The sequence below is a fragment of the Shewanella sp. GutDb-MelDb genome (genome assembly GCF_002836075.1).
GTDB lineage: Bacteria > Pseudomonadota > Gammaproteobacteria > Enterobacterales > Shewanellaceae > Shewanella.
On sequence record NZ_PJBM01000164.1, the window covers coordinates 1 to 14,649 of the forward strand.

A 14,649-nucleotide genomic window follows, 5' to 3' on the forward strand; every position below is an offset into this window, starting at 1 on the left:
AACTCTAGTTATCTATCTCTTTAGTAGTAACTCTTCAATACTTGACTCATGTCCATAGAGGCTATCAATCGCCAAACAGATTTATCTCGGCGATATGAATATGAGCAATGTTGAGGATGAACTTATGAACGCACAAATCCCATGTAAAAAGCTACTACTCGCCAGCATGATAACCATGTTGGTTGCATGTGGTAGTGATAATGATGATACCACCCCACCTGTAGAGAATACTCCACCTGTTGCCGTCGCTGATGCCGCAAATGTCCTTGCATCAGCAGTCGTGACCATCGATGTATTGGCAAACGATACCGATGCTGATGGCGATTCGCTAACGATTGTTTCTGTTGATTCAGGTAGTGCCGTTATTAAAGATGGCAAAGTTGACTTTACCGCAGGCAGCGATGCCGGTGAGGTGAAGTTTAACTACACCATCACTGACGGTACTGATGAAGCGTCTGCTGTTGTTACCGTTACTGTTGAAGCACTGCCAGAGCCAGAAGTATTAGCTTATGTTGGTTCGGCATCTTGTGCTAGCTGCCACAGTGGCAAACATGAATCTTTTGTTAAGACTGGTCATAACTTTAAGATCATGAAAAACCCTGGAAATGATGCTCCTGTATTCCCATATACCCCAGCAACAACTATTACTGGTGCTATCGATCTGCTGGTCGATTCAGTACCCAATAATGTTTTAGGTGCACCAACAAGTTATGACGAAGTCACATATACAGTCGGTGGTTACGGTTGGAAAATGCGCTGGTTAGACAAAGATGGCTACATCGTTACCGGTAAAGATGTGCAATACAACATTAGAAACTCTGCCGGAGAATTGAATATTCCTGATAATCATCCAGGCGATGCGGATGTTATGGGCAATTACAAGGATACCGAGTTCAATGTTCAATATAGCTGTGGTAACTGTCATACAACGGGTTGGAAGCGCACGACTGATGTAGCTGGTGGCGATACTCGCAACCCATTACGCCAAGATGACTTACCGGGCATGAATGGTACTTTTGCTGAGCAAGGTGTGCAGTGTGAGTCTTGTCATGGTGCGGGTAGTTTCCATGTTAAGTCTCCTTCAAAAGACAATATCACTAAGATTGCGGTCGCACGTATTACCGATGATTTCTTAGCTGAAGATATGGCTTACGGTAAGGCAGTTACTTGTGCCGAATGTCATACACGTGATGGTGAGAAAGATTACCCATCGTTTGTGAGCCATTACAACGAAGCCTTCCCTGATGGCAGCAAAGTCGGTGGCCGAATTATCTCTAAAGGCGGTTTATCAAAGCATCACCAGACTGGCGATGAGATGTTAGGTGTCGTTCCTGAAGATCACGGCACTTATAAAGCGGGTGACGAAATTGGCCCTAAGAGTGGCATGGCATGTACCTCTTGTCATGATTCTCACAAGTCTACCTTGAATGCAGATAGTGCTGATGGGCTGCACACTGGCGCAGTGAAAGAGTGTACAGCTTGTCACAATGCGAGTGGTCTGGGTGAGAAGGAGTTTGCACAGAATACTTATGCCGCCGCTCCTCATGCCGCCGCAGCATGTACTGACTGTCATATGCCGAAACTGGCTAAGAGTGCAGTTAAGACAGCACCAAGACAAGGTGGAGGAGCTACGGTATTTGGTGATGTGAAGTCTCACTTATTTACTATCGACCTAGACCCAACAGCGAAGCAGTTCACCGCCGATGGTAAGTTCCAAATGCCTTGGGCAACCGCTGAGTTTACTTGTGGTAACTGTCACGAAAACTATACAGAAAGAGCAGCTGCACTACCTAAAATCCATAAGTAGTCAGTAAGCTTACCTTTATTATCCCTGCCAAAAGCCGCTCTATTTCATCATTAGAGCGGCTTTTTCATGTGTTGAACTTCTGCTTACCCACCCACTTAAGATAAACAAAGGTTAATATACTAGAGCGTACTCCTTTAACTCATTTTGCTATGGTTAACACTAAGCGTTGAAGAAGGGTTCATGTAGAGTTGAATAAAAGGGAGCTGAGATGGATGAAATTATGGCAAAGAGTGGGCTTGTTTCTACTGCTAATATTGACTGCGCTGGCGTGTTACGCCGTTGGCTTTGCATCAGGCGTTAAAGGGGTACTGATCTTAGGTGTGGCTTTAGAGATCGCATTCTGGTTTGGCTTACTGCAAAAGAAACCGCAGCAGCTACCGAAATCTACTGTTAATTGAACTTACTCACCAATCCATAGAGTGACCTGCCTTTAAGTGGCACTCGGTTTAATGCCCTTCTGATGCAATATCGGGGCTAGATTGATCGCATTTAGATGTCGTCAGACAGTAAAAAGCCTGCATTAAGCAGGCTTGTTATGGGTCAAGGAGGTTAACGGTTACTTTTTGTTGTGAACTGGCTTCTCATCAATTATCACTGGTACATCGTAAGACTTACCTTCGCGAATAATGGTGATTTTAACTTCCATACCAGGTTTTGTTTCAGCGATTCTATCCATCAACATCTCAACGCCCGGTATCGCTTCACCTTGATAATGCGTTATTACATCACGGATTTGCAGTTGTGCTTTTGCCGCCGGACCGGCTGGGTCGATACTTGTCACTAGTACACCCGTTAAGTCTGGAAGATTAAGAATTTGTGTCATCACGGGACCAACCGCTTCACCACTAATACCTAAAGCACCACGAATAACGCGGCCATCTTTAACCAACTTACCCATAATGCTGTGAGCCAGTTTGATGGGGATTGCAAAGCTAATACCGTGAGTACCACTTTCTTTACCAACCTGAAAAGCCGCGGTGTTAATACCGACTAATTGGCCGGTAGTATCAATGAGTGCACCACCCGAGTTACCCGCATTAATCGCAGCATCAGTTTGTAGAAAATCAAGGTAACCAGAACTGAGTCCATTTCGACCCGTTGCACTAATAATGCCTTGGGTAATGGTTTGGCCTAAGTTGTAGGGGTTACCAATGGCCAATACGACATCACCCACTCTTGCTGGTACCTCGAGTCCAAGTGGCACGATAGGAAGATTATCGCCCTCGACTTTTAATACCGCTAAATCGGTTTCGGGATCGCTGCCAACCACTTCAGAGGTGAATTTTCTACCATCTTGCAACGCGACGACAATTTCGTCGGCTTGTTTAATGACGTGGTAGTTGGTAAGGATATAACCCTCTTTGCTCATGATAACACCTGAGCCCAATCCTTGTAATGAACTGGGTTTAAGCGGTTGTCTTTGATCAATGCTGAGGCTATAAATATTGACAACAGCGGGTGCTGCTCGGCGCACTGCGGTTGCAAAAGATAATTCGTTGCTGCTGGTTACCGCACGGCTCATTAAGCCATTCGTGAGGCTTTGCCCGGTAATTAAAGGCATCACAATAATGATAACCACAGCCATGATAAGGCCAAATGCTATGGCTTTACCGACATATATAAGAGTGTCTTTAATCATCATATTGGGAGTTAATACTGAAAAGATGAGTTAGATTAACATGTTTATACCCACCCTACCTGAAAATGCTGGATTCAGTGGGAATTTAATGGGCTTTAATCAAGGCATTGATTGCTACTAATGGTTGTTCCCTTAGTAAAATCGATAACACAGAGTAAAGCCCATTAAAACCCATCGCAGAAGGCCTCTGAAACGAGTACCTTCAAGTAGGATGAGTATGTATTAAACACGCATACGAAAGCACTTTGACCGACAATAAAATAGCCGAGTATATTACTCGGCTATTCAGTTTACGCTGATGAACTTAGCGAAGGATCAAATATATGCTAGTGTTGTCTCGTTGTATTTTTAACGCGACAGAGCCTTTCTGCTCTTCAAACACTGACTTGAGTGATTTTAGGTTTTTCACTTTAGTGCGGTTTACACCCACAATAACATCACCTTTTATCAAACCACTCGCCGCTGCTGGTGAGCCCTGAGCTACATCGGTAATCGCGACTCCTGATGAGGCATCAGCATTTTCAAGTTTTGCACCTTGTAACATTGGGTGTACTGCCCCTGCGGCGGCTTCTGCTGTTTGGGTTGATTCTCCGAGTGTTGCGGTCACGGACTCTTCATCACCGTCACGGATCAGGCCAAATTCAACTTTGCTACCTGCGCCCATAGTGGCAACTTTGGCGCGTAGTTCTTGGAAACTCTTAATCTTGCGACCATTAACACTGGTAATAATGTCGCCTACTTTTATGCCTGCTTTGTCTGCAGCACTGTCTGGCATGACTTCATTAATGAAACCACCGTGCTGGGTGTCAATGCCAAAGCCTTTTGCCAGCTCACTGGTAAGGTCTTGACCTAATACCCCAAGTACGCCACGACGCACTTCACCATGTTCAATAATTTGGTCCACTAGGTTGTTGACCATGTTTGATGGTATCGCAAAACCGATACCAACGTTGCCGCCGCCTGGAGCGACAATCGCGGTATTGATACCGATGAGGTCACCATTTAAATTAACTAATGCCCCCCCGGAGTTACCACTGTTGATAGCTGCATCGGTTTGAATAAAGTTCTCAAGCATTTCAATGCCAAGGCCACTTCGGCCCATCGCACTGACAATACCCGATGTGACGGTTTGACCAAGACCAAACGGATTACCAATGGCGACGGCAAAATCTCCTACTTGTAGCTCGTCGGAGTCAGCGCGTTTAAGGGCTGTGAGGTTTTTGGCTTCGATTTTTAATAGGGCGATATCTGATTCGGTATCAGTACCAATGAGTTTTGCTTCAACTTCGCGGCCATCAGATAATCCGATAAGGATTTCATCAGCGCCCTCAATAACATGGTTATTAGTAACAATATAACCCTCTTTAGCATCGATGATGACGCCCGAACCTAGTCCTTTAAATGGACGTTCCTGTACTTGTTCTCTTGGTGCGTTAGGGCCAAAGAAATAGCGGAATGCATCAGGGACTTTTTGCTTAGAAACATGTGTGCCTGACACTGCTACGGCGACCACTGCTGGCGTCGTTTTATGTAACATAGGCGCTAAACTCGGTAAGAGTTCGCCGCCGACTGCAAGAGGGATTGCGGCCTGAGATACCGTGGGGGCTAGCATTAAAGAAGCACTTAAAAAGGCTGCTGAAAGTAAGGATAATTTAGTCTTCATTTATACGTTGCTCCAATTTCGTCAATACTAATGTTTGCACGGTTCGGCACTGGTTTACCTTTAACAAAAGGTGAATGCCATGCAAATCATATAATCTGTTTTATATCATTCGTTATTGAGTCGGACTCAAGCGAGTATCAAAAAGTTCATCAATGATTAACAAAGGTTAATTTATCGATACATTCTCTATAGTGATGCAGTCTTTTCAGTATAGGTGCTATCGGTTGCTACGCTGCGGTTATCTACAGGCGCTAAATCAGCTAGATGTTTATCAGTCGTTGGGGAGGTTAATAAGCTCGCAGATGTATTCCATTGCTGGTTAACCTTATTGACTAGATGGGTAAGTTCCGAGAGTTGTTTATAGTGGCCGTCAAAGTGATCTGATACTTCTTGCTTATATTGGTAAAGTTCCAGCTGAGTTTGCTCTAGCTGTTTATTTTGACTTTTGTCTTTATTTTTTATAGTTAAAACGGTATGCCCAACGTAGCCAAAAACGCTGCCTATAACAAAGGCTGCAAAGGTTAATGCCCATTCCATATTGACTCCAATGACGACTTTAAAAAGAGAGATGCTGCCAAATATACATGGCGGCTTTCGGCCGTGGTACTATTTACTGAAATAGTTTAATTATAATTGATCACCAAACAGTCCTGATCGGCTGATTTGTGTTTGTTCCTTACCTACAGATAGAGAATGATTTACGTGTCGCATTTAACTCCTTGGCAGCATTATCAACAAGATTTAACTCGAGATGACTTTTCCCACGACGTTGCACAAGAAGAAGCGGTAAAGCAACTGCAACGAGTGTACGACGATCTTATCGCACTGAATAGCCAAGGACGCAGCAAGAGTAAGCTGTTTTCTCTATTTGGGACAAAATCAAAGCAAAGCGTACAAGGGCTCTATTTATGGGGCGGAGTGGGTCGCGGTAAGACGTATCTAATGGATACCTTTTTTGATTCCCTTCCGGGTGAAAAAAAGCTGCGTGCGCATTTCCATCGATTTATGCATCAATTACATATTGATTTGGCACAGCTACAAGGGCAACGTGATCCGCTGGTCATTATCGCTAAAAAAATGGCGACACAATATCAAGTGATCTGCTTTGATGAATTCTTTGTCTCTGATATTACTGACGCAATGTTGTTAGGATCCTTGTTTGAATCCTTGTTTGCTGAAGGCGTCGCCTTAGTCGCGACGTCTAACATCATCCCTGACGAACTGTATCGCAATGGTTTGCAGCGGGCTAGATTCCTACCCGCGATTGCTGCTATTAATAAGTATTGCGATATTTTAAATGTCGACTCAGGCATTGATTACCGACTAAGAACACTTGAGCAAGCTGAGATCTATCACTCACCATTAGATGCACAGGCTGAGCAAAACTTACAAGAGTATTTTGCGAAGTTAGCCCCGGAATCTGAGATCTCACAAGAAGGGGTGTTAATTGATGGCCGCGTCATTGAGATCCGTCAGCAAGCCCAAGGGGTATTATTGATTGATTTTAGAGCGTTATGCGATGGTCCGCGCAGCCAACGAGATTATATGGAGGTTGCAAGACTTTACCATACGGTGCTGCTCAGTAACGTAGAGCAGATGGGCGAGCATTTAACTGGTGATGACATTGCACGTCGATTTCTAGCGATGGTAGATGAGTTTTATGAGCGTAATGTTAAATTAATTATTTCATCGGCAGTCTCTTTAGAGGATATCTATACTAAAGGCTTACTGAATTTTGAATTTAAACGTTGTCGTTCCAGATTGACCGAAATGCAGTCCCACGATTATTTGGCGTTAGAGCATTTACCTTAAGTTTGAAGCCAATCACTCGCAGCTTTTCAACTTGATTATTTGTCTCTAAAACGACCTGATTTCCTACGTTATGAGACGATCAGAGGGTCATCTGCAGCCTTGATAGATGAAACGTTTAAAAAGAGATAAGAATTTATCTAGAAATTAGGTGATTTTTAACTCATCTTTGTCTATAATCCGCCACCTGCCCTCGTTATCCACCACTCTAGGTGGAAGTTGTAAAGCCTAATTCTTTGCTCGAAGGGGCGGGGAAAGGCATTTTTTGTGTTTTTGCCAATAATGGCATTAGCATGTGAGACAGAATTTTAACATTGGGTTTTTGTAAAATGAAGACTACTTTTACTGCTACACCAGAAACAGTCACTCGTGATTGGTTCGTCGTTGACGCCGAAGGTAAAACTTTGGGTCGTATCGCTACTGAAATAGCTTCTCGCCTACGCGGAAAGCATAAGCCAGAGTATACGCCTCATGTTGATACTGGTGACTACATCATCGTTATTAACGCTGAGAAAGTTACCGTGACTGGAAACAAAGCCAAAGGCAAAGTTTACTATTCACACTCTGGTTTCATCGGTGGCATTAAGCAGATAACTTTTGAGAAGCTGCAAGCTCATAAGCCTGAAATGATTATCGAAAAGGCTGTTAAGGGTATGCTACCTAAAGGCCCATTGGGCCGTGCCATGTTCCGTAAGCTTAAAGTTTACGCTGGTACAGAGCATAACCACGCTGCACAACAACCTCAAGTACTTGATATCTAAACGGGATTATAGCAATGGCTGCAACTCAATACTACGGCACTGGCCGTCGCAAAACTTCTACTGCTCGTGTATTCGTTAAAGTAGGTACTGGTAACATTATCGTTAACCAGTTACCTCTAGACGAATATTTCGGTCGTGAAACTTCTCGCATGGTTGTTCGTCAGCCTCTAGAGCTAGTTGAAATGACTGACAAGCTAGACATCATGGTAACTGTTAAGGGTGGTGGTAACACTGGCCAAGCAGGCGCTATTCGTCACGGTATTACCCGTGCGTTGATGGAAATTGACGAGACTCTACGTCCTTCTCTACGTGCTGCTGGTTTCGTTACCCGTGATGCTCGTAAAGTTGAGCGTAAGAAAGTTGGCCTACGTAAAGCACGTAAGAAGCCACAATTCTCTAAGCGTTAATTTTCGCTTTCAGAATTCAAAAAGCCCAGCTATATGCTGGGTTTTTTATTGCCTAGAAATTACCGCTTTGCCTAATCACAATATTTTTCAACTTAGTCTGCTTTTTCGAGCGACTCTTCATTCAGGTTGTTGCTTTTACACGTCCTGAACGCTTTCAATTGTATCGGCAAATAAAATCCCTCCGCAATGCACTGGCTAAACCTGTGGCAGATAACGGCTGAAATACGCATGTGCAGCTTTTACGTTGCCATATGTATGGAAGCTTGCCTTTTTGGCTCAGCACACACGACAGCACTATTGAGAGGGATTTTGATTAGCTTATTTGGCTTGTCGGTTATTACGACATTTATCTGAGGTCACACTTACTATAAGATGGCTGAAGAGCAACTCGGTAATCATAGTGGCTAGAGAAGCTGGCTATTAGGAGAGATAAAGTGCTTTATATTCTTCAGTGTTCGGTACAGGAAATACTTTGTTATGTCTTTTGAGTTAATCATGCTTGCGTTAGGTTTAGTGCTCATCATTGAAGGAATTGGCCCCTTATTATTTCCCAATCGTTGGCGAGCGTATTTAAAAGAAATTTCCAATCAAAATCAGCAGCTTTTGCAACGTTTAGGTGGCTCTTTAGTCACCGTTGGTGTGATTATATTGATTATTTTTTCATAAAATACTTGCCTACCGCCCCTATAGATCTGCTAAAATCCCGTTTTAACCACTACCGTGCAGCAAATAATGGGCAAAAACGTTGTAGTTCTCGGCACCCAATGGGGTGACGAAGGCAAGGGTAAGATAGTAGATCTTCTTACCGAACAGGCTAAATATGTCGTTCGTTACCAAGGTGGCCACAATGCGGGTCATACTCTTGTTATCGATGGCGACAAGACCGTTCTTCATCTTATTCCATCAGGGATCTTACGCGATAATGTAAAATGCATTATTGGTAACGGCGTGGTGCTTGCACCTGACGCACTGATGACTGAAATTAACATGCTTAAAGAGCGTGGCGTACCTGTAGAGGAACGTTTATTAATTTCTGAAGCATGTCCTCTAATTCTTCCATTCCATTGTGCATTAGATATGGCCCGCGAAAAAGCGCGTGGCAATAAAGCTATCGGCACGACGGGTCGTGGAATTGGTCCAGCATATGAAGATAAAGTATCACGTCGCGGTTTGCGTGTAGGCGATCTGTTTAATGCAGAATTGTTTGCAGAGAAACTGAAGGAAGTGATGGCTTATCATAACTTCATGCTGACCGAATACTACAAGTGTGAAGCGGTAGATTACGAAGAGACATTGAAAGATGCTCTAGCAATTGCTGATTACTTGAAGAGTATGTGCGTCGACGTTTCTGAGCTACTTGATCAGGCACGTAAAGCCGGTGAACCGATTCTATTTGAAGGTGCTCAAGGCACGTTACTCGATATTGACCATGGTACTTATCCATTTGTAACCTCTTCTAATACTACCGCTGGTGGTGTTGCTACAGGTTCTGGATTTGGTCCTCGTCATCTCGATTACGTTTTGGGTATCATGAAGGCATACACCACCCGTGTTGGTGCTGGTCCTTTCCCAACGGAATTGAAAAACGAAATTGGTGATTACTTAGGTACTAAGGGTCATGAGTTTGGTGCGACTACAGGTCGTAAACGCCGTCCAGGTTGGTTAGATGTTGTCGCGATGAAGCGTGCAGTTCAAATCAACAGCGTAAGCGGCTTCTGCTTGACTAAACTAGATGTTCTAGACGGTCTTAAAGAAGTGAAAATTTGTGTTGGTTATGAGTATCCTGATGGTACTGTAGCAACTACAACACCGCTAGCAGCTGAAGGCTATGAGCAGGTTACGCCTGTTTTAGAAACTCTGCCTGGTTGGAGCGAAACAACTTACGGCGCAACATCTGTAGAGCAACTGCCACCGGCAGCAATCAACTACATTAAGCGTTTAGAAGAGTTGCTAGAAACGCCGATTGATATTATCTCAACGGGTCCGGATAGAAACGAGACCATGATTCTAGTGAATCCGTTTAGTTAATAAGAAGAGGCCGCGTTTAGCGGCCTTTTTATTAGCGGTTATTGATGTTTTACCGTCGTAGATAGTCTGTTTCGGTAAGGCCATGTATTAGTTGTTCTCCACAAATATCCTCCTGCACAGCGAAAATAACCTAATAGCACGGCCATTCTAGTTCGGTTAAATATCTCTATTATTTTACGACAATAATGCGTTATTAGCTTTTCTCTTAGCTCGCTCATCATCGCTCAAGCCTGGTACTGCATTGATTATTCGTTATCATAGAGAGGCGAACAAAAGCTAAGTTCGAAAGATAAATAGCCCCCAGAGACTAATATTTAAAACCGCGTAATCAGAAATGGTTAATGTGCAGTTAGTACTCAAGAAATGCGGTATACTGCCGATGAGAAAAGACAGATGTGCTTAGAATTTGCTTTTAGCAGACTCGATATTTAGTGCTTGAATTAACCCACTGTCATTGAGAGACCTTATGCTGCGTTATGTATTAATTATTGTATTATCGATAATTTCTTTGCCTAGTCTGGCGACTCCGAAAGCGGTAGACGTCTATACTCAAGAGCAACTTGTTGATTTAATTCGTACCAAAAGCTATTTAACCCAAGTTAAAGGCGATGACTGTCAAATTGTAGAAGATATTGAAGCAAGAGCTGAAGTGCTAAAGCAGCCTTTGTATCAGTATCTTTGGGCTGAAATGCTCAATCATGGGATCTGCGTAAAGGCCAATCCGCCGCGTGGGATCTCGATGTTAAAAACCTCAGCAGAGCAAGGCAGTGCTGAAGCCATGGTTAGAATGGCAGAGTATTACCATGACGGTAAATTCGTCATGGAAGATAAAGAACGTGCTGTGCACTATGTGCTACCAGCAGCCGCGACAGGTGATTTACCTGCGCGAATGATGTTGGTTCGGTTATTTGGTGAAGGCTATGGTAGCCCCCGCGATTATGAAACTGGTTTTCATTGGCTATACAACGAAGTTTTTAGCGATGAAACGGTACAAACCGAAGCAACCAATTTGTTAAAGGTGTTAGAGGCAAAAATGCCGCCCAGCGCAATAGCTAGGGCAAAGAAAGAACACCTGAGAACGCAACAATAAGCATAGCTGAGAGCAGCCATGCCAATAATTTGGAAAATGAATGATACAAGATCCGCATATTAAGCGAGAGCAAGAAAACTACGAGAACCCGATCCCAAGTCGCGAGTATATTTTAGAATACTTACGCTCTCAAACGTCACCACTTACCCGTGAACACATTGCAAACGCACTTAAAATCGAAGGCGAAGAACAGCTAGAAGCTATCCGTCGTCGTTTGCGTGCAATGGAGCGTGACGGTGAACTCGTATTTACTCGCGGTAAATCATATGGCTTACCAGAAAGAATGGATTTGCTAACAGGCACCGTCATAGGCCATCGCGATGGCTTTGGATTCTTAAAGTTAGCAGAGGGTGGAGACGACCTTTATATTAATAACCGTGACATGATGATGTATTTTCACGGTGACAAAGTACTGGCACAAAAAGCAGGCGTTGACCGTAAAGGGCGTCGTGAAGCTAGAATTGTACGTTTAGTTGAACAACGGAGCGCCGCACTTGTTGGCCGCTTCCATCTTGATGCTGGTATGGGCTTCGTTATCGCTGACGATCGTCGTGTCACTCAAGAGATACTGATCGCTGAAGAAGACCGTTTAGGCGCGAGACAAGGCGATATCGTTGTTTTAGAGCTCACTCGTCGACCTGGACGCTATGTTAAAGCGGCCGCAAAAGTGACCGAAGTACTTGGCCAGCAAATGGCGCCGGGCATGGAAATTGAGATAGCACTACGCAATTATGACTTACCACACGAGTGGTCTGCACTGATTGAAAAGAAGCTTAAAAAGATCCCTGATGAAGTGACCGACGCGGACAAAGAAGGTCGTGTCGATCTACGTCAATTGCCTTTAGTCACGATTGATGGTGAAGACGCGCGAGACTTCGATGATGCAGTGTACGCCGAGAAGAAAAAGTCAGGTGGCTGGCGCTTATGGGTAGCCATTGCTGATGTGAGCCATTATGTGCGCACAGAGTCTGCATTAGACAGAGAAGCCCGTTCACGTGGCAACTCGGTTTACTTCCCATCGCAAGTGATCCCGATGTTGCCAGAGAAGATCTCTAATGGATTATGTTCTTTGATGCCAGAGGTCGACCGTCTTTGCATGGTTGCTGAGATGACCATCTCTGCCGCTGGCAAGTTATCAGGATATAAGTTTTACCCTGGCGTTATGCACTCTCATGCCCGTCTAACCTATACCCAGGTAGCGGATATGCTTGAAGGCGGTGAGGTGAGTGATAAGCTTAAACCTATCTTCCCTCATCTGCAGACACTGCAATCTCTGTATCTGACATTAGATGGGATTCGTGCAGACCGTGGTGCCATTGCTTTTGAAACCACAGAAACGCAGTTTGTATTTAATGAACAGCGTAAAATCGATAAAATCATACCGCGAAATCGTAATCAAGCGCATAAGATCATTGAAGAATGCATGATCTTAGCCAATGTTGCCTCTGCTAAGTTTGTTAAAAAGCACAAAGGTGAGGTGTTATATCGCGTACATGAATCACCATCGGAACAAAAGCTAACCAACTTTAAGGATTTCCTTAAAGAGCGTGGCTTGACGATGGAGGGTGGACTCGAGCCGACACCAAAAGATTACCAAGCGGTAATGGAGCAAATTGCCGACAGACCGGACGCTGAGCTTATTCAAATAATGTTACTGCGTTCAATGAAGCAAGCAACATATACCCCCGATAACGAAGGGCATTTCGGTCTAGCATTGGAAGAGTATTCGCACTTTACTTCACCAATACGCCGTTATCCTGACTTGATTTTGCACCGAGTGATCCGTTACTTGTTAGCAAAAGAAGAGGGCAATCTTGCCGACCAGTGGACTGCTGACGGTGGTTTCCAATACAAGATTGAAGAACTTGATCAGCTGGGTGTTGAGTGTTCTACCACAGAGCGACGCGCAGATGAAGCCACTCGAGATGTGAGTGATTGGCTCAAATGTGAGTTTATGCAAGACCATGTTGGTGACACGTTTGAAGCCGTTATCGCATCCGTGACTCACTTTGGTATGTTTGTACGCCTCAATGATCTATTCATCGACGGGTTAGTGCATATCTCTAGCCTTGGCAGTGATTATTATCAGTACGATAATATGCGCCAACGCTTAGTGGGTGAAGCATCTGGACAAGTGTATCAAATTGGCGATACGGTCACGGTAAAAGTGACGGCCGTCAACCTCGATGATCGCCAAATCGACCTGATGATGGAAGGTGACTCTGCTGGTGGGAAACGCCGTAAGCCGAGTAAGCCAATGACCGCCAGAGAGCGCGTCAATCGTGAAGGCGCTAAGATTGCCGATAAAGAAAAGAGCGCTTCTAAAGGCAAGCGTTCAAGTGGTGGTAGAAGTGGATCCAAAGCGACATCGGGTTCAAAATTTGCAACCAAAAACAAATCAAGCAGTGGTAGCCAAGCTCCCACGACTAAGACCAAAGCTTCAGCAACAAAGTCTTCGGCTAAAAAAGCCAAGCCAGCGAAGCGTAAAACGAGTAAGAAATAGATGAAAAAGCAAGATATTACCTTTGGTTTGCATGCCGTTGAATCTGTATTACAGAATAGCCCTGAGCGTGTTATCGAAATGTGGGTGTTACAAGGACGCGATGATAAGCGACTGACTCCGATATTAGAAATTGCAGCGGAATGGGGCGTGACAATACAGTATGCGTCACGTAAAGCGTTAGATGATAAGTCTGCTGGCGGTCAACACCAAGGTGTTGTGGCTAAAGTCAAAGTAGCCAAAATTCTCAATGACAGCGATCTCAATGCGATGTTGGAAGAGACCGAAACACCTTTCTTATTGATTTTGGACGGAGTAACCGATCCACACAATTTGGGGGCTTGTTTACGTAACGCCGATGCTGCAGGTGTACAAGGTATTATTGTACCGAAAGATAACTCTGTTGGTTTGACACCTGTTGTCAGCAAAGTGGCTTGTGGCGCAGCTGAGATTGTTCCGTTATATCAAGTGACTAACTTGGCGCGAACCATGCGTAGTTTACAGGATAAAGGTATATGGATTATTGGCGCGGCAGGTGAAGCTGATTGTGAGCTTTTTCAAGCAAGTCTAACGGGCCCTATTGCTATTGCGATGGGGTCAGAAGACAAAGGCCTTCGCCGTCTAACACGTGAGAGTTGCGACACTTTAGTGTCTATTCCTATGGCGGGTAGTGTTTCAAGCTTAAACGTGTCAGTGGCGACAGGTGTCTGCTTATTCGAAGCGGTACGTCAACGTCTTACTAAGACTAAGTAAGCAATCTATTACGGTCTAGTTTTCCGTATAAACGCTTAATATTAAATGCCGATGGGGTTTGTGCCTCATCGGCATTTTTGTATTTGGATGTTTTCAAATTAGACTGATTTGCTCGTGATGGTAGAAGGGTGACAGAGTTGAGCATTGGTTTTTATTTAATTGCTATTTAACTTTAATACAACATGCAGTAAC

General features: G+C 44.2%; 13 protein-coding genes. 10 read left to right on the plus strand and 3 right to left on the minus strand.

Annotated elements, in window-relative coordinates; genetic code table 11:
- Positions 1-124 precede the first annotated feature (124 nt).
- Both CXF82_RS07310 and CXF82_RS07315 read left to right on the plus strand, forming a co-directional pair.
- Positions 125-1,807 (plus strand): Ig-like domain-containing protein, encoded by a 1,683-nt coding sequence (locus CXF82_RS07310; RefSeq protein WP_102043941.1) that lies wholly within the window; start codon positions 125-127, stop codon positions 1,805-1,807.
- Positions 1,808-2,019: 212 nt separating this feature from the next.
- On the plus strand, positions 2,020-2,205 hold the full coding sequence (locus tag CXF82_RS07315) for a hypothetical protein (protein ID WP_102043937.1): 186 nt from the start codon (positions 2,020-2,022) through the stop codon (positions 2,203-2,205).
- A 158-nt stretch (positions 2,206-2,363) separates the two neighbouring features.
- On the opposite strand, the gene degS is transcribed toward CXF82_RS07315, so the two are convergent.
- The 3 genes from degS to CXF82_RS07330 form a co-directional block, all read right to left on the minus strand.
- The gene (degS, locus tag CXF82_RS07320; RefSeq protein ID WP_102039110.1) at positions 2,364-3,449 is read right to left on the minus strand and encodes an outer membrane-stress sensor serine endopeptidase DegS; all 1,086 of its coding nucleotides are present in this window, start codon (positions 3,447-3,449) and stop codon (positions 2,364-2,366) included.
- 301 nt (positions 3,450-3,750) lie between these two features.
- Entirely contained in the window at positions 3,751-5,109 is a 1,359-nt protein-coding gene (locus tag CXF82_RS07325) for a DegQ family serine endoprotease (protein WP_102039111.1), read from the minus strand.
- A gap of 186 nt (positions 5,110-5,295) precedes the next feature.
- Complete coding sequence (locus tag CXF82_RS07330) at positions 5,296-5,646, minus strand: ZapG family protein (protein WP_101092594.1); 351 nt, start codon at positions 5,644-5,646, stop codon at positions 5,296-5,298.
- Between the two features lie 165 nt (positions 5,647-5,811).
- On the opposite strand from CXF82_RS07330, the gene zapE reads away from it, so the two are divergent.
- From zapE to rlmB, 8 genes are all read left to right on the plus strand, one after another.
- Entirely contained in the window at positions 5,812-6,921 is a 1,110-nt protein-coding gene (gene zapE / locus CXF82_RS07335) for a cell division protein ZapE (RefSeq protein ID WP_101092623.1), read from the plus strand.
- Positions 6,922-7,247: 326 nt separating this feature from the next.
- Positions 7,248-7,679 (plus strand): 50S ribosomal protein L13, encoded by a 432-nt coding sequence (rplM, locus tag CXF82_RS07340; RefSeq protein WP_101092593.1) that lies wholly within the window; start codon positions 7,248-7,250, stop codon positions 7,677-7,679.
- A gap of 14 nt (positions 7,680-7,693) precedes the next feature.
- The gene (rpsI, locus tag CXF82_RS07345; protein WP_101092592.1) at positions 7,694-8,086 is read left to right on the plus strand and encodes a 30S ribosomal protein S9; all 393 of its coding nucleotides are present in this window, start codon (positions 7,694-7,696) and stop codon (positions 8,084-8,086) included.
- A gap of 477 nt (positions 8,087-8,563) precedes the next feature.
- Positions 8,564-8,752 (plus strand): DUF2065 domain-containing protein, encoded by a 189-nt coding sequence (locus tag CXF82_RS07350; RefSeq protein ID WP_101092591.1) that lies wholly within the window; start codon positions 8,564-8,566, stop codon positions 8,750-8,752.
- A 66-nt stretch (positions 8,753-8,818) separates the two neighbouring features.
- The gene (locus CXF82_RS07355) at positions 8,819-10,114 is read left to right on the plus strand and encodes an adenylosuccinate synthase (RefSeq protein WP_101092622.1); all 1,296 of its coding nucleotides are present in this window, start codon (positions 8,819-8,821) and stop codon (positions 10,112-10,114) included.
- Between the two features lie 466 nt (positions 10,115-10,580).
- Complete coding sequence (locus CXF82_RS07360; RefSeq protein ID WP_101092590.1) at positions 10,581-11,204, plus strand: tetratricopeptide repeat protein; 624 nt, start codon at positions 10,581-10,583, stop codon at positions 11,202-11,204.
- Positions 11,205-11,244: 40 nt separating this feature from the next.
- Positions 11,245-13,707: a ribonuclease R gene (rnr, locus tag CXF82_RS07365; RefSeq protein WP_102043938.1), complete on the plus strand. Its 2,463-nt coding sequence runs from the start codon at positions 11,245-11,247 to the stop codon at positions 13,705-13,707.
- The gene (rlmB, locus tag CXF82_RS07370; RefSeq protein ID WP_102039113.1) at positions 13,708-14,457 is read left to right on the plus strand and encodes a 23S rRNA (guanosine(2251)-2'-O)-methyltransferase RlmB; all 750 of its coding nucleotides are present in this window, start codon (positions 13,708-13,710) and stop codon (positions 14,455-14,457) included.
- Positions 14,458-14,649 lie beyond the last annotated feature (192 nt).